The organism is Knoellia sp. p5-6-4 (assembly GCF_029222705.1).
In the GTDB taxonomy this organism is placed as follows: Bacteria; Actinomycetota; Actinomycetes; order Actinomycetales; family Dermatophilaceae; genus Pedococcus_A.
On record NZ_JARGZF010000001.1, the window covers coordinates 1,025,422 to 1,042,127 of the forward strand.

Below are 16,706 nucleotides of genomic sequence, written 5' to 3' on the forward strand. Positions count from 1 at the left end.
TGGCCCCCGCGTTAGCGTGCCCGCATGGCCTCCCTGCTCCTCGTGGAGGACGACGCCCGGTTCGGCAGCGCCCTGCTTCGCGCCCTGGCGGCCCGTGGCCACACCGTCGCGTGGGCGGCCACAGGCCGCTCAGGCCTCCAGCGCGCGCTGGAGGACGGGCTCGACCTCGTCGTCCTCGACCTCGGCCTGCCCGACATCGACGGGGCGCCCATGTTGCGCATGCTGCGAGCCGTCAGCAGTGTGCCGGTCATCGTCGTCACAGCGCGCGACGACGACGAGTCGGTGGTCGACCTGCTCGAGCACGGGGCCGACGACTACGTCATCAAGCCGTTCAGCGCCGCGCACCTCAGCGCGCGCATCACCGCGGTGCTGCGCCGGGCTGGTGCGGCCACCCCGGACCAGCGCCTGGTGGTGGGCGACCTCGTGGTCGACCTGCGCGCCCACACGGTGGAGCTCGGCGGCCACCTCCTCGACCTGCGGCCGCGCGAGTTCGAGCTGCTGGCCTTCCTGGCCTCCCGGCCGGGCGTGGTCGTCTCGAGACGGGAGATCATGGCGCAGGTGTGGCACCTGCCCAGTGGCGGGGCGGACAGGACGGTGGACGCCCACCTCTCCTGGCTGAGGCGCAAGCTCGGGGAGAGCGCGCACGAACCTCGCCTCATCCGCACGGTCCGCAACGCCGGCGTCAAGCTGGTCGAGCCCACGGCGGCGTGACGGGTGGGAGCGTCGGAGCGAGCGGCTGACAGCGGTGGCCGCCGCTCGAGGGCGTCACCGGGCTGGGTGAGGGGTCCGGTGACGCCGGCTCGACGCGGCGGGCGGGAGGGCAGCTCGACGCGGCGAGCGGCCGAGCGGCTCACACGGCGACGGCTCACACGGCGACATGGACCGGCCGCCTGCGCTCCAGCACGGCGACGGCGAGGTCCCGCACACGGGCCAGGCCGTCGAGGTCGACGCCGTACGACCCTGCGCGCCTGCGGCCTTCGCTGACCTCGCTCACGTCGCTCACCTCGTTGACCCAGCTGGCCACGGCCTCAGGCCCCAGGTCGTCCGGGTGCAGCAGGTCCACCAGCCGGCGCCGGGCCAGCATGGAGGCGCGCAGCAGCTGTTCGCGCCGCGGCCTGGTGCGAGGCACCACGAGGGCTGGCAGGCCGCTCGCGAGCACCTCGCAGGTGGTGCCGTAACCGCCCATGGCCACCACGGCCGACGAGCGGTCCAGCAGCGGTGCGGTGCCACGGACGAAGTCGTGCACGAGGAGGGTGGGCACGCCCAGGGCCGCCGAGCGCAGGGCGACCCGCTCCTCCCCCGGCATCTGCGGGCCCAGCACGAGGACGGCGGGGCGTCCGTGGAGGCAGGCCGCTGCGACGAAGGCGTGCGCGGTGGCCGCCCCGTCGGCCCCGCCGCCGACCAGGCCGAGCACGGGTCCCGGTGTGCCCTCCTGGTCCGCTGGCGGCGAGGGGCGACGCCGGGCCGGGGCGAGGTAGCCCGTGAACACCACGTCGTCCCTCAGCCGGTGGGGGATGCGGATGTGCTCGGTGGGGTCGTGCAGCCCGCGGTCGCCGTAGACCCAGACCGCGTCGTACCAGGCGTCGAGCGCCTCCGTGCAACGATGCGCCGTCCATTCGCCGGCCGCAGCGACCGGCTCGTCGAGCACGTCCCGCAGGCCCAGGACCACCCGGGTCGTGGACGGGAGCGCGGCCAGCGCGGTCTCGAGCTCCGCATGGGCTCCCCGGGGGTGGCGGTCGACGACGAAGAGGTCGGGAGCGAAGGCCGTGAGCGCCGCCCGCAACGCGACCGACCTGAGCAGGCGCACCTCTGGGGGCGGCACACCGAGGAGGTCGCGGGCGGCATACCGCTCCTGGCCGCGCCTGAGCAGGCCGGGCAGCGTGAGGACGTCGCAGCCCCTTGGTCGCGGGAGGAGCGCCGCCTCGGGGACGCTGCTGAGCACCAGGAGGTCGGGACGCGGGCGCAGGCCGCTGAAGGCCTGGGCAAGCGCGAGGCTGCGCCTGACGTGCCCGAGGCCCAGTGCGTCGTGCGAGTAGAGCGCGATCCGCGTCACGATGCCATCGTGGGCCGGTCAGCCCTAAACGTGCGCTAACGCCCGGTTAAGCCCCGGTGGTCCCCTCCGCTCGCCGCGCGGCCCTGCCTCAGTCGTCGTCGTCGAGCGTGTCGTCCTGGTCGGCCTCGACCACGAACCTGGGGATGCCGTCGCTGCACCAGGCCTCCACCGAGACCGCGCCGGTGCCCGGGCCGGCCTGCTCGAACTCCACGTCGCCGCCCCGCAGCCCGTCCGGGTCGTCTTCGGTGTCGGAGTTGGAGAGCTCGACGAGCTCCCAGCCGGGCTCCGGTGACGCACTGAGCCTGATGAGGCCGGCCTCGCAGACGCCGCTGACGTAACCCCCCGCGGTGGCGATGCCGCGCGTCGCCCCGGATGGCAGCGGGTCAGCAGCCGAAGCGGTCGCGGAGGGCCCCTTCGCCGTGGCGGGCGTGGTGGCGGCCGCTGCCACGGCCCGAGGTCCCGCAACGGTGGCCAACGGCCCCTCGATCAGCCCGGCAGCAGTGAACCCGACGCCCACCGACGCGACGGCGAAGACCAGCCACAGGGCCGCCAGGAGCAGCACCCGCCTCATGTCCCCATTGTCGGCACCGCGAGGTTAAGGGCGCACTAAACCGGTCGAGGGCGCACCATAAGTACGACCGATGCCACGGTCGACTACGCCAGATGGCCGTGGGTGGCGCGGGGGGTCCGCCCGTACGGTGCGCTCATGGCGTCCCTGCTGCTCGTCGAGGACGACACCCGCATCCGGTGCGCGCTGCTGCGCGCGCTGAGCGAGCGGGGTCACGCCGTCACGTGGACGGCGACGGGCAGGTCAGGCCTCGAGCAGGCCATCGAGGGCAGGCACGACCTCGTCGTGCTCGACCTCGGACTCCCCGACATCGACGGCGCCCAGCTGCTGCGCATGCTGAGGGCGGTGAGCAGCATCCCGGTGATCGTGACCACGGCGCGCGACGACGACGCCTCGATCGTCGACCTCCTCGAGCACGGTGCGGACGACTACGTGGTCAAGCCCTTCTCCTCCTCGACGCTGGGGGCCCGGATCGCCGCCGTCCTCCGTCGCAGCGATGCCGGCACGCGCGAGGAGGTCCTCCACGTCGGGGCACTCACGGTCGACCTCGCCGGGCGCACCGCCCGGCTCGGCGGAAGGCTGCTCGACCTGCGGCCCCGCGAGTTCGAGCTGCTCGCCTTCCTGGCCGGCCGGCCGGGCGTGGTCGTCTCGCGCCGCGAGATCATGGCCGAGGTCTGGCACCTGCCCTATGGCGGTGCGGACAAGACCGTCGACGTGCACGTGTCCTGGCTGCGGCGCAAGCTCGGCGAGTCCGCCAGCAACCCGCGCCTGATCCACACCGTGCGCAACGTCGGGGTCAAGCTCGTGCCGGCCACGACGCCGTGACCCGAGGCCGCTGTGCGACGGCAGGTCTGGCTCCTGGTGGGTGCGACCACGTCGCTGGTCATGCTCGCCTTCGTCCTGCCCCTGGCGCTCCTCGTGGACCGCACCGCCGACACCGCCGCGATCGCGGCGGCCACCAGGCGCGGCCAGTCGATCGCCCCGTTCGTGGCGACAGCCGACAACACGGCGGCCCTCGAGGCGGCACGGGCGGTCACCGGAGGCGGGTACAGCGTCGCCATCTTCCTTCCCGACGGCAGGACCCTGACCACCCAGACCACCGGCTGGCGTGGTGGTCGGCCGCGCGGCGAGATCAGGACGGCGGTGCAACGACGGCTGCCGGACGGGAGTGCCGTGGTGGACCAGCCGGTGTTCCGCGCGGACGGGACCGCCGTGATCAGCACGAGGGTGTCCCCCAGCAGGCTGGACCGCGGGGTCTGGCACGCCTGGGGTGTCCTGCTGACCCTCGGCACCGTGCTGGTGGCGCTCTCGCTGCTGGTGGCCGACCGGCTCGCCCGGTCGATCACGCGCCCGGCCGCCGACCTCGCAGCGGCGGCCGAGCGCCTGGGTGGCGGCGACCTGGGGACCTCGGTGCGCCCGGAGGGGCCGCCCGAGATCCGCAACGTCGCCGCGGCCCTGAACACGATGGCCCAGCGCATCACGTCACTGCTGGCGGCCGAGCGGGAGGCCGTCGCCGACCTCTCCCACCGGCTGCGCACCCCCGTGACCGCCCTGCGGCTCGACGCCGAGACGCTGCGGGACCCGGCGGAGCGCGCCCGGCTCGGGGCCGACGTCGACGAACTCGTGGCCCAGATCGACGCGGTCATCGACCACGCTCGCCGACCCGTCAGCGAGCGGCCCCCTGCCGCGACCGACGTGGTGGAGGTGGTGGCCGACCGGATGGACTTCTGGAGGGTGCTCGCCGACGAGCAGGCGCGGCACGTGACGATCGCGCTGCCGCCGAGCCCGTGCCTCGTGGCCGCCCGCCGGGACGAGGTCTGTGCCGCCCTCGACGCCCTGCTCGACAACGTCTTCGCCCACACCCCCGAGGGCACGGACTTCACCGTCGTCGTCGAACCCCAGGACGCGGGCGGCGCCACCCTCACCGTCCATGACACGGGTCCGGGCTTCCCGGACGAGCACATCCTCCGCCGCGGGGAGAGCCGAGCCGGCTCGAGCGGCCTGGGCCTCGACATCGCCCAACGCCTGGCCCAGCGGTCGGGCGGCTCCGCGGAAGTGTCCACCAACGAGAGCGGAGCCGTGGTCCGCCTCCGGCTCGGTGGCCCGCGCCACGACGCCGGGGTGCCCCTCCCTCCATGACAGCGGACTGCTCGTTTGCCAGAGTGTGCCCATGGCCCGCCTGCTGACTGACGACGAGGTCGAGCGGCAGCTCGGCGACCTGCCCGGCTGGTCCCGCGAGGGAGCCGCCATCGTGGCCACCCTCGAGGCCCCCGACTTCCCCACGGCGGTCCGGCTCGTGGATGAGGTGGCCGTGGAGGCAGAGGAGATGAACCACCACCCCGACATCGACATCCGCTGGCGCACCACCCACTGGCGCCTGTCCACCCACTCCGAGGGTGGGCTCACCCAGCTCGACATCGAGCTGGCCCACCGCATCGCCCGGGCGGCCACGCTGCTGGGGGTGCACGCCCGTGGCTGAGGACCAGCTGCACGCGGACGAGCCCCACGACCAGAACCACGCTGCCCGCCTCAACTGGTTGCGCGCCGGGGTGCTGGGGGCCAACGACGGCATCGTGTCCACCGCGGGTCTGGTCATCGGCGTCGCAGCGGCCACGAGCGACCGTGGGGCGATCCTCACCGCCGGCCTCGCCGGCCTGGCTGCCGGCGCGATGAGCATGGCCGCGGGCGAGTACGTCTCGGTGAGCACCCAGCGCGACACCGAGCGGGCGCTGCTCGCCAAGGAACGCCGCGAGCTGGCCGAGATGCCCGAGGAGGAGCTCGCCGAGCTGGCAGCGCTCTACGAGCAGCGGGGCCTCAGCCCGACCCTGGCGCAGCAGGTGGCCGTCGAGCTCACGGAGCACGACGCCCTCGCCGCCCATGCCGAGGTCGAGCTCGGCATCGACCCGAACGAGCTGACCAACCCGTGGCACGCGGCCTGGGCGTCGATGCTGGCATTCACGGTGGGTGCGCTGCTGCCGCTCATCGCGATCCTGCTCCCGTCGGCGACGGGACGGATCCCGCTGACCGCGGCGTCCGTGGTGCTCGCCCTGGCGCTCACCGGCTGGATCAGCGCCCGGATGGGTGGCGCCGCGACGCGGCCGGCGATCGTGCGCAACGTCGGTGGCGGCGCCCTGGCCATGGCGGTCACCTACGCGATCGGCTCCCTCGTCGGCATCGCCGTCTGACACCGGTCCCATGCGAGCGCGCCGCGGACCCGCCTCGCCGGGGCTGGCCGCGCTCGCCGACGCCACACCGGCCGACCGCGACCGGCTCGTCGACCTGGTGCGGGCCGCCAGCATCCTGGTGGTCGCCGTGGGGCACTGGACCATGGCCGCGCTCGAACCCCGCCCGGACGGCGGTCTGCGGGTGCGCAACATCCTCGAGGCCACGCCGTGGGCGCACGCGCTCACCTGGGTGTTCCAGGTCATGCCGCTGTTCTTCTTCGCCGCAGGTTTCACCAGCGCCCTTGCCCTGCGGCGGCACCCCCGCAGCTGGTCCACCTTCGCCGCCACCCGCCTGGTGCGCGTGCTGCCGCCGACGGTGGTCCTCGTCGCGGTCTGGCTGGCGCTCTCGTGGGTCCTCGTCCGGGTCGGGGTGCCGGCACCGGTCGTCGACGCCGCCGGTGACGCCGCGGCCATGCCGCTGTGGTTCCTCGCGGTCTTCCTGCTCCTCGCCATGATCGCCCCGGTGCAGCACCGGCTGCACCGCCGCCGTCCCCGGCTCCTTCTGGCCGTCCTGCCGGTGCTCGCCCTGGTGCTGGACCGAGCCCAGGGCACGGCGCTGGCCCCGCTGGGCTACCTCAACTACCTGGTGGTGTTCGGCTTCAGCCAGCAGCTGGGGTTCCTGTATGCCGACGGGGCGCTCGGGCGCGCCCGTCGCCGTTGGTGGCTGCTCACCACCGCGGGTGCGCTCGGCGCGCTGCTGCTGACCGGGCCGGGCCCCTACCCGGTGAGCATGCTGGGGCTGCCCGGCCAGCGGGTGTCGAACATGCTGCCGCCGAGCGTGTGCGTGGTCGCGGTCGGCGTCCTGCAGCTCGGGATCGTCATGCTCGCCAGGCCGGCGCTCCTGCGCTGGCTCGAGCGACCTCGGGTGTGGCGGGCGACGGTGGCCGCCAACGCCGTGGTGATGACCGTCTTCCTCTGGCACCTCACCGGCCTCGTGCTGGCGGCGGGGGCCGCGTACCTGTCGGGCCTTCCCCTGCCGGCGACCGGCTCGGTCCGCTGGTGGCTCGAGAAGCCGCTCTGGCTGCTGGCCGCGGCAGTGCTCACCACCGGCCTGGTGCTGCTCTTCGGCCCGGTGGAGCGCGCCGCCGCGGCCCGCGCGAGCTCCGCGACGGCCCGGTCGGGAGGGCTCGCCGCGGTCCTGTCCGTCGCAGGCCTCACCATGCTCGCCTGCGCGGGCTTCGCCGACCCGCTGGAGCGCAGCGGGATCGCCCTCGCGGGCCAGCAGTTCTCCCCTGCCGCGGGCGCAGTCCTGCTCGGCGCTGCCTGGCTGCTCAGCCGTGCCGGCGCGGAACCCGTGGGCGGGTAGGTCGAGCTACTCGCAGACGACGCCATCGCCGTCGCGGTCCCGGTACCAGTCGTACTCGGGGTCCCGACCGGACACGTACGGCCCGTAGCCGGCGGACGTCGCCGCCGAGCACGTGTCGAAGCGTGGGTCGCTCCCCGCCGGGCGTGCGGCGGGCGCATCGGCGGCGGCGCTGCTCTGGCTGGGCCGCGGCGCCGAGGGGGCCGCGGTGGCCTCCTCCGGCCCGCCGCCCAGCGGCACCTGCCCAGACCGGGGCAGGAGCTCACCGGGGCATCCGGAGAGCACCCGGCTGACCGCGTCGCGCTCGGCGGCGGTGACCCACAGGCCGTAGCGCTGCTTCACGGCGACCTGGCGCGCGACGTACGCGCACCGGTACGCCCGCCTCGACGGCAGCCAGGTGGCGGCGTCGCCGTCGCCCTTGCGCTGGTTGGCCGTGCCCTCGACGGCGAGCAGGTTCAACGGGTCGTTGGCGAAGGCGGTCCGCCTCGCGAACGACAGCTGCTGCGCACCCTTCTGCCAGGCGTCGGACAGCGCGACGACGTGGTCGACCTGTACCCGGCTGGAGGTGTCCTGCCCGCGGACGAACGCGATGGTGGCGCCGGTGTAGGGGTCGTGCAGGGTGCCGCGCAGGACGAGGCAACCTCGCGTGCCCGACTTGAGGGTGTAGGCCGTGAGGTCCCGGCGCAGGATGTCGTTGCGGGTGTCGCAGCCGTTGCGGTCGACGTCGGACCAGGCCTGCCCGAACACCTCGCGCTCGTAGCCGGTGCGGGGCGCACGTCCCTTGACCGGGAGAGCAGCCAGGGCGGCCAGGGCGGTGCCCGCCCGGGGCACCGGCCTGCTCGGCGTCGCGACCGGCTCGGTGCGCGCCGCGGGTGTCGAGGAGGGTGGCGACGAGGGTGTGGCCACGGGTGGGACGCCGGGCGACGGCGCCGCCTCCTCGCTGCTGGGCGCCACGGTGCCCGGCAGTCCGGCCACGGTGCCGGTAGGCTCGGCCTGGCCGGAGAGGCCGGGCCAGACGAGGGCGGCGGCGAGGAGGGCGCAGCCGACCAGCCAGGCGCGGCGCGGGGGTCGTGCTCGTGAGGACATCTGGGGGCGTCTCGGGGAACCTCGGGTGCGGGGGGACCGGCACAGGCTAGGCGTCGGCCCTCCCTGACACACGCACATCAGCGGCCGGTCGGCCGAACGGCCCACTGCCCCCTCGTCGTCGGGGGGAACCCCAGCTGCGCCCCGGACGTTGACCGCACTCCTCCCCTACCCGGAAGCGGTGAGCTCCTCCTCCATGTCTGGCTACTGGCTCGACATCGCCCTGGTCGGCCTCCTCGTGCTCCTCAACGCGGCGTTCGCCGGCAGCGAGATGGCCCTGGTGTCGCTGCGGGAGGGTCAGCTCAAGCAGCTCGAGAGGCAGGGCGGCACCCGGGCCCTGCGACTGGTCCGCCTCGCCCGCGATCCCAACCGGTTCCTCGCGACCATCCAGATCGGCATCACCCTCGCCGGCTTCCTCGCCTCGGCGACCGCGGCGGTCTCCCTGGCCGAGCCGCTCGTGCCGTTGCTGTCCGGCCTCGGGGCCGCGGCCCAGCCGGTGGCGGTCGCCGGCGTGACCCTGGTGCTGACCTTCCTGACACTGGTCTTCGGCGAGCTGGCGCCCAAGCGGCTGGCGATGCAGACGGCCCTGCCCTGGGCCCTCGCCGTGGCGCGCCCCCTCGACGTGCTCTCCACGGTCTCGCGACCGGCCGTGGCGCTGCTGGGCGCGTCGACCGACGCCGTCGTCCGCCTGCTCGGGGGCCGCTCGGAGTCCGAGGAGGAGCACATCTCACCCGAGGAGCTGCGGGACCTCGTCACGAGCCACCGCGACCTCAACCCCGAGCAGCGCGAGATCATCAGCGGGGCACTGGAGATCCACGAGCGCATGCTCCGCGAGGTGCTCGTCCCACGCGGCTCCGTCGTCACCGTCAACGGCTCGGCCACCCTCACCGAGGCGCGCGCGGCCATGGCCGCTGCCGGCCACTCCCGCATTCCCGTGACGCGGCGCCACCACCTCGACGACGTCGTGGGCATCGCACACTGGGCGTCGGTGCTCGAGGGCGGCGACGAACAGGTGTCCTCGGTCGCCTCGCCGGCCCTGGTGCTGCCCGACACGGTGCGGGTCTCAGACGCGCTGCGCCACTTCAAGGCCGAGCGCCAGCAGATGGCGCTGGTCGTCGACGAGCACGGCGCCGTCGACGGGATCGTCACGCTCGAGGACCTGCTCGAGGAGATCGTCGGTGAGATCTGGGACGAGACCGACCGCGACGTCATCGGCGCCGAGCGGTCGGCGGACGGCGCGGTGACCCTGCCGGGCACCTTCCCCATCCACGACCTCGACGACGTGGGTGTGCGCCTGGAGTCGGCTACCGGCGACTACACGACCGTTGCCGGGCTCGTCCTCAGGCACCTCGGCCGGGTGCCCGAGGCCCCGGGCGACGAGGTCACCGTGGACGGCTGGCGGATCGAGGTGCTCGAGGTGGGCCACCACGCCATCACGCGGGTGCGGCTCACCCCGCCGTCGGTCGACGACGCCGGCCCGTAGCGGCCGGGCTCACGCTCCCAGCGGCTCACCCGCGGACGTCGCGGCGCCGGAAGCCCCACACGCCGACGGCCACGAGGACGACCACGGTCGCGGCCGCGACGGCGGCTGCTGGTCCGGAGACGCCGGTTCGCAACGGGTCGTGGGCGATGTACTGGTAGAAGGGCGAGTATGGCTGCAGCGGCTCGAGCCACGAGACCATCGCGCCGAGCCCGTTGACGAGGTAGGCCACGACGGCGACACCGGTCGGGATGGCCCGGCTCAGGCTGACGTCGCCGGTCACCGCGCCCACCGCGAGCGCCATCGCCCCGAAGACGAGCCCGAGGAGGGCGAGGTGCAGCATGGCGGCAGCGACCCGGTCGACCGGGATCACCATGTCGAAGAGCCTGCCCTCCACGACCAGCGCGAGACCCAGGGTGGCCGACAGCACGAACGTGCCGGCCACCATGGCGCCTGCCTTCTCGAGCAGCACGCGGGTGCGGCTGACGGGCTCGGCGAGGAGCAGGTCCATGGTCCGGCGGTCCTCCTCGCCGGCCACACCCCGCGAACCCTGCGCCACGGCATACAGGATCACAAGGATGGGACCCATGAAGGACATCAGCTCGATCTGGATGTAGCCGACGGGCGTCGACATGTCGGCGCCGGAGGAGGCGAAGAGCGAGCGGAACGCCTCCGGCATCGTGTCGAGGAAGTCGTTCAGCGACGGCTGGTCGCGGATCCCCGGCCAGATGGCGGCATACATCAGCACGAGCAGCACGATCGCCGTCGCCCAGCCCAGCAGTGAGCGCCGCTGCTCGTAGGCGGTCTTGGCGAAGACGCTACGGAGCATGGACGGCCTCCTTCTCGTAGTAGGCGAGGAAGGTCTCCTCGAGCTCGGCCTCGGCACACTCGAAGTCGAGGACGGTGTGCCGGCCGACCTCCTTGATCACCGCGTCGAGCGCGCTCTCCGGCGCACTGCACGAGAACGAGTGGTCGTCGACCTTGAGGTCCCGCAGGCCGGGGAGCCCGGCGAAGTCGCCCTGTTCGACGTCGTCGGCGAAGGTCGCGCGAATGTGGTGGAGCGAGCGCTCCCGCAGGTTGGCGAGCCGGTCGACGGCGATGAGGCGGCCCTCGCGCAGCACCCCCACGCGGTCGGCGACGCGCTGCACCTCGCTGAGGACGTGCGAGCTGAGCAGCACCGAGCGACCGTCGGCGGTGTGCTCGTGCAGGATTGCGTAGAACTCCTGCTGCGCAAGGGGATCCAGGCCGCCGGTGGGCTCGTCGAGCACCAGCAGGGTGGGCTGGGACATGAGGGCGAGCACCAGGGCGAGCTTCTGCCGGTTGCCCTTCGACAGCTCGCGTGCCGGCCTGGTGAGGTCGAGGTCGAGGCGCGCGGCGTAGCGACCGGCAGCCGCCGTGCCGTCCTCCCCGCGCAGGTGGCCCAGGTAGTCGACGTGCTGCGCCCCGGTCAGCTTGCCGTAGAGCGCCGGTTCGCCGGAGAGGTAGCCGACGCGGCGGCGCACGTCGACCGACTGTCGCCAGCTGTCGAGCCCGTCGATCTCCGCCGACCCGCTGGTGGGCCGCAGCAGCCCCATGAGCAGCCGCAGCGTGGTGGTCTTCCCGGCCCCGTTGGGGCCGAGGTAGCCGAACACCTCGCCGCGCTCCACCTCGAGGTCGAGGTCCCGCAGCGCGAGGGTGCGACCGTAGTGCTTGGTCAGGCCGTGTGTGCGCACGATGGACGTGCCCGTCATGACTGCAGCGTCGCGCCGGCGTCCGCGTCCGGGGTAGGGCCTTTGTGCCCCGGGCTCCTCAGCCCCCTGCGGGGGTGCGGCGGCGGCCGAGGACGAAGTAGGCGATCGGCCCGAAGAAGTTCACCGAGGTCGCGGGCACCCACGCCCACTTCGGGCCCCGGACCAGCTCCGCCGGCCTGTGCCGCAGGTCACGCAGGGCGAGGAACTGCAGGGTGACCTGGATGACGGCGCCGACCACCACCATCCGGCGCTGCCCCTCGTCGAGGTCCTTCCACCGTCGCTTCTCCCGCACGAGACCCATCCTCCTGCGGGGGCAGGACGGGACGGACCCACGTTTGCCCTAGTCCTGCCGATGCCCGATCCGTGGCGCCATGACCCGTTCTGTCAGGGTTTGCCGGACCGAGTTCGGCACCGCGCCGCGGCAGTGGTGGACAGCGGTGCGGGCGGCGGATTGACTGCCCTCGGCGCCGGCGGGACGGCGGCGCCGTGAGGGAGACACCGACTCATTCCTGGAGGACAGATGAGACTTGCCCGCTCAGCCACCGTGGCAGCCGTGACCGGGACCCTGGTCGCCGGCACGGCCCTCGCGGCGTCCGCGATCACCGGCGGCACCGTCGACTCGAAGAACACGTACTCGAACGTCGCCCTGATCGCGTTCTACTCCGAGGGCGCCCGCTACCGGTGCAGCGCGAGCCTGATCTCGCCCACCCTCCTCCTGACCGCGGCCCACTGCACCGACGGGGTCACCGGCAAGGTCGCCGTCACCTTCGACTGGAAGGTCGCCGAGGCCCCGCCGTCGCCGCTGCCCACCGCCGCGGACGTGACCAAGGGCTACACCGGGACCGAGTCCACCACGTACGCGTTCGGCGAGCCGTACGTGCACCCCGACTACTCGGACTTCACCGACCTGAGGAACTGGAACGACGTCGGTGTCGTCGTCCTCGACAAGCCGGTCAACGACAACATCGAACCGGTCGACCTCGCGCCGGTCGGATACCTCGACCAGTTCACCCCGAAGGTGCTCAACAAGGAGCTCTTCACGATCGTCGGCTACGGCACCGAGGTCCGTCAGGACGCCGCGGACAACGGCAACATGAAGCCGACCCCCGAGAGCTACCCGATGGTCCGCCGCTACACCGACGCTCCCGGCCAGAAGCTCACCCCGCAGATCCTCCAGGTCAACGGCAACGAGCACGACCCGCGCGGCGGTGGCGGCAGCTGCTTCGGCGACTCCGGCGGCCCGACCTTCCACGACGACCTGCAGGTGACCGTGACCAGCTACGGCTACACCAGCAACTGCCGCTACCTCGACGGACTGCAGCGCGTCGACATCCCGGTGGTGCAGGACTGGCTCAAGCAGGAGTTCGGCTTCACACCTGCCGGCTGACGCCAGCCCAGGCCCCTCGTCGAAACGGGGGCTGTTCCGGGACTTCCGCCCCGGGACAGCCCCCGTTTCCGTCTCTACCCTTCGGCCATGGGCAGACAGCGCAGGGTCGTCATCCTCGGAGCCGCCGGTCGCGACTTCCACAACTTCAACACCGTGTTCCGCGACAGCGCCGACGACGTGGTCGTGGCGTTCACGGCGACGCAGATCCCCAACATCTCCGGTCGCGCCTATCCCCCGGGCCTCGCGGGTTCCCGGTACCCGCAGGGGATCCCGATCGTCCCCGAGTCCGGTCTCTCCGAGCTCATCGAGCGCGAGGAGGTCGACGTCGCCGTCTTCGCGTACTCGGACGTGCCCCACACGCAGGTGATGCACCTCGCGTCCCAGTGCCTCGCCGCAGGGGCCGACTTCCTGCTGCAGAGCGCTGCCCACACCATGCTGCGCTCGTCGGTGCCAGTCATCGCCGTCACTGCGGTCCGCACGGGCGCCGGCAAGAGCCAGACCACCCGGTACCTCTCGAAGCTGTTGCGCGACATGGGAAAGCGCGTGGTCGCCATCCGCCACCCCATGCCCTACGGCGACCTCGAGAAGCAGGCGTGCCAGCGCTTCGCCGACCACGCCGACCTCGACCGCCACGAGTGCACCATCGAGGAGCGCGAGGAGTACGAGCCGCACCTCGACAGCGGCGCGGTGGTCTACGCAGGGGTGGACTACGCCCAGATCCTCGCGGCGGCCGAGCAGGAGGCCGACGTCATCCTCTGGGACGGCGGCAACAACGACCTGCCCTTCTACGTGCCCGACCTGCACATCGTCGTCGCCGACCCGCTCCGGCCGGGCGACGAGCAGGCCTACCACCCGGGCGAGACCAACGTCCGGATGGCCGACCTCGTCATCGTGGGCAAGTGCGACTCCGCCGCGGCGGAGGACATCGAGGCCGTCGAGGCGTCGGTGCGCGCGCTCAACCCCGCGGCGACCCTCCTGCGGGCCGACAGCCCCGTCACCCTCGAGGACGGTGCGTCCGTGGCCGGCCGCAAGGTGGTCGTGGTCGAGGACGGACCGACCCTGACCCACGGCTCGATGTCGTGGGGGGCCGGGGTCGTGGGCGCCCGTGCCGCCGGCGCCGAGGCCATCGTCGACCCCAGCCCGTATGCCGTGGGGTCGCTCGCCGCCACCTACGAGCAGTACCCGAACGCCCGCGGTGTGCTCCCGGCCATGGGGTACGGAGCCCAGCAGGTGGCGGACCTCGCCGCGACCATCGAGGCCACCCCCTGCGACGTCGTCGTGTCCGGGACCCCCATCGACCTGAGGCGGGTGCTCACCGTGTCCAAGCCCGTCGTCCGCGCGCGCTACGACCTCCGGGAGCGGGAACCCGGCCGGCTCGAGGCGGCGGTGCGCGCCGCGCTGGGAGAGGACTGACGGCATACCCCTGGGCCTTTGGGCCCTGTGCCCAGGCCGGCGCCGCACCGAGCATGGGGCCATGAGGACCAGTGACCGCACCGACACCGCGCGAGCGGTGTTACGGCACGGGGCCCACCCGGGCCCGTGGTCGCCCGACCTCATCGCGCTGGCCGCAGCGGCGACGGTTACGTCCATGGTCGCCGTCGTCGCCGGCCGGCGTGCCGGGCCTGCGGGAGTGGCGCACCTCGGCGAGGACGACACCCTCCCGCTGTAGCTGCCCCAAGGGAGAACGGGTGCCAGGCGCCTGCGACCGCCGTCTGGCACTCGCCTGTCGCGGCGACGACGCTCTCCTCCCGAATCGCTGCGAAGCGGCGGCGGCGCTGGCTACCCTGAAGTAGCGGTGACCCGGGAGGCGCCATGAGCGAGATCAGCCCCCTCAGGATGACGCTGCACGGCCAGGACCTCTCCTACGTGGACAGCGGCAGTGGCCCCGCGGTGCTCTTCGTGCACGGGCTGCTGGGGTCGCACCGCAACTGGCGGCACCTCGTCGACCGCCTCGACGACGCGCACCGGGTGGTCGTGCCCGACCTCTTCGGCCACGGCGCCTCTGCCAAGCCTGCGGGCGACTACTCCCTCGGCGCCCATGCGGCCACCCTCAGGGACCTGCTCGACCGCCTCGACATCGAACGGGTCACCCTGGTCGGGCACTCCCTCGGCGGTGGCATCTCGCTGGAGTTCTGCTACCTGTTCCCCGAGCGTGTCGAGCGCCTCGTGCTGGTCGGCACCGGCGGGCTGGGACGGGAGGTCAGCCCCCTCCTGCGCTCCGCCACCCTACCGGGGGCCGAGCTGGTGCTCCAGGTGGCGGCGTCGGGATGGCTGCTCGGAGGGGTGGAGATGGTGGGCCGGGCCCTGGGCAGGGTCGGCTGGCGATCGGGGGCGGACCTCACGGCGGTGTGGCACGGGTTCACCTCGCTCTGCGACGCCGACAGCCGGCGTGCCTTCCTCGCCACGACCCGAGCCGTCATCGACCCCGGTGGCCAGAGCGTCAGCGCGCGCGACTTCCTGCCCGAGATCGCCGGCATGCCCGCCCTGGTCGTCTGGGGCACCCGTGACCGGATGATCCCGGCCTGGCACGCCGTCCTGGCCCACAGGTCGATCCCGGGATGTCGCGTGGAGCTCTTCGAGGGGGCCGGACACTTCCCGCACCTCGACGAGCCGGAGCGGTTCGCCGAGGTGGTGCGCGAGTTCATCGACCGGACCAGCGACCCCGAGCCGCCGCAGCTGCGCAGCGCCGCCGGCTGAACGAGCCTCTGCGGCATGGACGTCCAGCCCTGGCGCGTGCTGTCGCCGCTGGTGCTGGCCACCATGGCGTCCCAGTCCCTGCTCGTCGTCCTCGCCCCGACGATGGTCGCGATCAGCACCGACCTGCGGGCTCCGGTGGCCACGGTGGGGCAGGCGCGCTCCGTGACGGCGCTGGTCTCCGTGACCGCCTCGCTGGCGATCACTGCGCGGGCCGACCGCCTGGCCGTGCGCACCCTGCTCCGCACCGGGTCCACCGTGGCCGTGGTGGCCTGCGGGCTCGTGGCCGCCTCGGGCAGCACCGCCGCCTTCCTCTCCGCCCACGTGCTGGTGGGCCTGGCCTTCGCCCCGTTGCTCTCCGGCGGCTTCGCCGGGATCGCCGCCTTCGGACCCGACCGGCGGGCGTGGGCGACCGGTTACGTCGCGGGCGCCAACGCCCTGGCCTGGATCGTGGTGAACCCCTTGGCGTCCGGCATCACGGCGCGGGCGTCCTGGCGTGCCGCGATGGCGGTGCCCGCCGCGATCGCCGTGACGGCACTCGTGGCAGCGGGGCGCGCCGCCCCGGTGCCGTGGGGCAGGGTTCCCGGTCGGCTGTGGGAGCCCCTCACCGTGACGCCTGCCCGCCGGTGGGTGGTCAGCGAGGTCACCGCGTTCGCCGCGTGGACCTGCCTGCTGACCTTCTCCGGCGCCTACTTCATCGAGCAGCTGGGGGTCCCCGACGCCCTCGCCGGGTGGCTGCTCGCCGCCGGGGCTGCGGCCTACCTGGCCGCCTCGAGCGGCGCCGGCCGGATGGCGCGGCGAGTGCCACCACGCCGCCTCGTGTGGGCGTCCGCCCTGGTCATGGCCGGCCTCCTGCCGGCGATGCTGAGCGGTCCGCGCAGCGCCGTGCTGGCCGCCACGCTTTTCTGCCTCATCGGGTTCGTCGCGGGCATCCGGACCCCCGCGTCGGCCGGGCTCGCGCTCCAGCAGCTTCCCGACCACCCGGCGGCGATGATGGCTGCCCGCACGGCCGCGACGCAGTCCGGCTACCTCGTCGGTGCGGTCGTGGGCGGGGCCGTGCTCGCCGGGCCGGGCTACGGCGCCCTGGGCGTCGTGCTCGCGGTCACCATGGCGACCTCGGCGTGGCTGGTGCACCGCGTCGACGATCGCTCAAAGGGGTGATGCCGGCGCGCCGAGATCTCACC

The 16,706-nt window shown here is 73.5% G+C and carries 18 protein-coding genes; 12 read left to right on the forward strand and 6 right to left on the reverse strand.

The window, feature by feature from the left end; all coding sequences use genetic code 11:
- Positions 1-24 precede the first annotated feature (24 nt).
- Positions 25-711: a response regulator transcription factor gene (locus P2F65_RS04910; RefSeq protein ID WP_275804721.1), complete on the forward strand. Its 687-nt coding sequence runs from the start codon at positions 25-27 to the stop codon at positions 709-711.
- Between the two features lie 154 nt (positions 712-865).
- Here the strand turns inward: P2F65_RS04910 and P2F65_RS04915 are convergent, their stop codons facing one another.
- Both P2F65_RS04915 and P2F65_RS04920 read right to left on the reverse strand, forming a co-directional pair.
- Positions 866-2,053: a glycosyl transferase family 28 gene (locus P2F65_RS04915; RefSeq protein WP_275804723.1), complete on the reverse strand. Its 1,188-nt coding sequence runs from the start codon at positions 2,051-2,053 to the stop codon at positions 866-868.
- Between the two features lie 88 nt (positions 2,054-2,141).
- Positions 2,142-2,624 carry a hypothetical protein gene (locus P2F65_RS04920; protein ID WP_275804725.1) on the reverse strand — a complete coding sequence of 161 codons (483 nt, stop codon included), beginning with the start codon at positions 2,622-2,624 and terminating at the stop codon, positions 2,142-2,144.
- Between the two features lie 135 nt (positions 2,625-2,759).
- Between P2F65_RS04920 and P2F65_RS04925 the strand changes: the two genes are divergently transcribed.
- From P2F65_RS04925 to P2F65_RS04945, 5 genes are read left to right on the forward strand one after another with little or no spacing between them, the layout of a single operon-like run.
- On the forward strand, positions 2,760-3,446 hold the full coding sequence (locus tag P2F65_RS04925) for a response regulator transcription factor (protein WP_275804727.1): 687 nt from the start codon (positions 2,760-2,762) through the stop codon (positions 3,444-3,446).
- A gap of 36 nt (positions 3,447-3,482) precedes the next feature.
- A complete protein-coding gene (locus tag P2F65_RS04930) occupies positions 3,483-4,760 on the forward strand; it encodes a HAMP domain-containing sensor histidine kinase (protein ID WP_275804729.1) in 1,278 nt (425 codons plus the stop codon).
- A 31-nt stretch (positions 4,761-4,791) separates the two neighbouring features.
- Positions 4,792-5,100, forward strand: coding sequence for a 4a-hydroxytetrahydrobiopterin dehydratase (locus tag P2F65_RS04935; protein WP_275804731.1), 309 nt, complete (start codon positions 4,792-4,794; stop codon positions 5,098-5,100).
- Positions 5,093-5,806 (forward strand): VIT family protein, encoded by a 714-nt coding sequence (locus P2F65_RS04940; protein ID WP_275804733.1) that lies wholly within the window; start codon positions 5,093-5,095, stop codon positions 5,804-5,806. Before P2F65_RS04935 ends, P2F65_RS04940 begins: the two co-directional genes overlap by 8 nt.
- 10 nt (positions 5,807-5,816) lie before the next feature.
- Positions 5,817-7,151 carry an acyltransferase gene (locus P2F65_RS04945; RefSeq protein ID WP_275804735.1) on the forward strand — a complete coding sequence of 445 codons (1,335 nt, stop codon included), beginning with the start codon at positions 5,817-5,819 and terminating at the stop codon, positions 7,149-7,151.
- A gap of 6 nt (positions 7,152-7,157) precedes the next feature.
- Here P2F65_RS04945 and P2F65_RS04950 read toward each other — a convergent pair whose 3' ends face one another.
- Positions 7,158-8,234, reverse strand: coding sequence for a DUF1524 domain-containing protein (locus P2F65_RS04950; protein ID WP_275804736.1), 1,077 nt, complete (start codon positions 8,232-8,234; stop codon positions 7,158-7,160).
- A 193-nt stretch (positions 8,235-8,427) separates the two neighbouring features.
- Here P2F65_RS04950 and P2F65_RS04955 point away from each other — a divergent pair, with 193 nt between their 5' ends.
- On the forward strand, positions 8,428-9,714 hold the full coding sequence (locus P2F65_RS04955; RefSeq protein WP_275804738.1) for a hemolysin family protein: 1,287 nt from the start codon (positions 8,428-8,430) through the stop codon (positions 9,712-9,714).
- A gap of 25 nt (positions 9,715-9,739) precedes the next feature.
- On the opposite strand, the gene P2F65_RS04960 is transcribed toward P2F65_RS04955, so the two are convergent.
- Genes P2F65_RS04960 through P2F65_RS04970 form a run of 3 tightly spaced genes read right to left on the reverse strand, consistent with a single transcriptional unit; the run spans position 9,740 to position 11,733 of the window.
- On the reverse strand, positions 9,740-10,540 hold the full coding sequence (locus P2F65_RS04960; RefSeq protein WP_275804740.1) for an ABC transporter permease subunit: 801 nt from the start codon (positions 10,538-10,540) through the stop codon (positions 9,740-9,742).
- Positions 10,530-11,441 (reverse strand): ABC transporter ATP-binding protein, encoded by a 912-nt coding sequence (locus P2F65_RS04965; protein WP_275804742.1) that lies wholly within the window; start codon positions 11,439-11,441, stop codon positions 10,530-10,532. The genes P2F65_RS04960 and P2F65_RS04965 overlap by 11 nt, the downstream gene beginning before the upstream one ends.
- Before the next feature lie 58 nt (positions 11,442-11,499).
- The gene (locus tag P2F65_RS04970) at positions 11,500-11,733 is read right to left on the reverse strand and encodes a PLDc N-terminal domain-containing protein (RefSeq protein ID WP_275804744.1); all 234 of its coding nucleotides are present in this window, start codon (positions 11,731-11,733) and stop codon (positions 11,500-11,502) included.
- A 261-nt stretch (positions 11,734-11,994) separates the two neighbouring features.
- Here P2F65_RS04970 and P2F65_RS04975 point away from each other — a divergent pair, with 261 nt between their 5' ends.
- From P2F65_RS04975 to P2F65_RS04995, 5 genes are all read left to right on the forward strand, one after another.
- Positions 11,995-12,828, forward strand: coding sequence for a trypsin-like serine protease (locus P2F65_RS04975; RefSeq protein WP_275804746.1), 834 nt, complete (start codon positions 11,995-11,997; stop codon positions 12,826-12,828).
- Between the two features lie 87 nt (positions 12,829-12,915).
- The gene (locus P2F65_RS04980; RefSeq protein ID WP_275804748.1) at positions 12,916-14,241 is read left to right on the forward strand and encodes a cyclic 2,3-diphosphoglycerate synthase; all 1,326 of its coding nucleotides are present in this window, start codon (positions 12,916-12,918) and stop codon (positions 14,239-14,241) included.
- Between the two features lie 61 nt (positions 14,242-14,302).
- Positions 14,303-14,497, forward strand: a complete 195-nt coding sequence (locus P2F65_RS04985; protein WP_275804750.1) for a hypothetical protein — start codon at positions 14,303-14,305, stop codon at positions 14,495-14,497.
- A gap of 143 nt (positions 14,498-14,640) precedes the next feature.
- Complete coding sequence (locus P2F65_RS04990; RefSeq protein WP_275804751.1) at positions 14,641-15,525, forward strand: alpha/beta fold hydrolase; 885 nt, start codon at positions 14,641-14,643, stop codon at positions 15,523-15,525.
- A 15-nt stretch (positions 15,526-15,540) separates the two neighbouring features.
- Positions 15,541-16,683, forward strand: a complete 1,143-nt coding sequence (locus P2F65_RS04995) for an MFS transporter (protein WP_275804753.1) — start codon at positions 15,541-15,543, stop codon at positions 16,681-16,683.
- Positions 16,684-16,706 lie beyond the last annotated feature (23 nt).

What these genes read in the sequence shown, in the direction of transcription:
- P2F65_RS04945 (WP_275804735.1), top strand. Translation starts at nt 5,817, where the DNA reads ATGCGAGCGCGCCGCGGACCCGCCTCGCCGGGGCTGGCCGCGCTCGCC.
- P2F65_RS04910 (WP_275804721.1), top strand. Translation starts at nt 25, where the DNA reads ATGGCCTCCCTGCTCCTCGTGGAGGACGACGCCCGGTTCGGCAGCGCC.
- P2F65_RS04935 (WP_275804731.1), top strand. Translation starts at nt 4,792, where the DNA reads ATGGCCCGCCTGCTGACTGACGACGAGGTCGAGCGGCAGCTCGGCGAC.
- P2F65_RS04985 (WP_275804750.1), top strand. Translation starts at nt 14,303, where the DNA reads ATGAGGACCAGTGACCGCACCGACACCGCGCGAGCGGTGTTACGGCAC.
- P2F65_RS04920 (WP_275804725.1), bottom strand. Translation starts at nt 2,624, where the DNA reads ATGAGGCGGGTGCTGCTCCTGGCGGCCCTGTGGCTGGTCTTCGCCGTC.
- P2F65_RS04980 (WP_275804748.1), top strand. Translation starts at nt 12,916, where the DNA reads ATGGGCAGACAGCGCAGGGTCGTCATCCTCGGAGCCGCCGGTCGCGAC.
- P2F65_RS04960 (WP_275804740.1), bottom strand. Translation starts at nt 10,540, where the DNA reads ATGCTCCGTAGCGTCTTCGCCAAGACCGCCTACGAGCAGCGGCGCTCA.
- P2F65_RS04995 (WP_275804753.1), top strand. Translation starts at nt 15,541, where the DNA reads ATGGACGTCCAGCCCTGGCGCGTGCTGTCGCCGCTGGTGCTGGCCACC.
- P2F65_RS04950 (WP_275804736.1), bottom strand. Translation starts at nt 8,234, where the DNA reads ATGTCCTCACGAGCACGACCCCCGCGCCGCGCCTGGCTGGTCGGCTGC.
- P2F65_RS04965 (WP_275804742.1), bottom strand. Translation starts at nt 11,441, where the DNA reads ATGACGGGCACGTCCATCGTGCGCACACACGGCCTGACCAAGCACTAC.
- P2F65_RS04990 (WP_275804751.1), top strand. Translation starts at nt 14,641, where the DNA reads ATGAGCGAGATCAGCCCCCTCAGGATGACGCTGCACGGCCAGGACCTC.
- P2F65_RS04925 (WP_275804727.1), top strand. Translation starts at nt 2,760, where the DNA reads ATGGCGTCCCTGCTGCTCGTCGAGGACGACACCCGCATCCGGTGCGCG.
- P2F65_RS04955 (WP_275804738.1), top strand. Translation starts at nt 8,428, where the DNA reads ATGTCTGGCTACTGGCTCGACATCGCCCTGGTCGGCCTCCTCGTGCTC.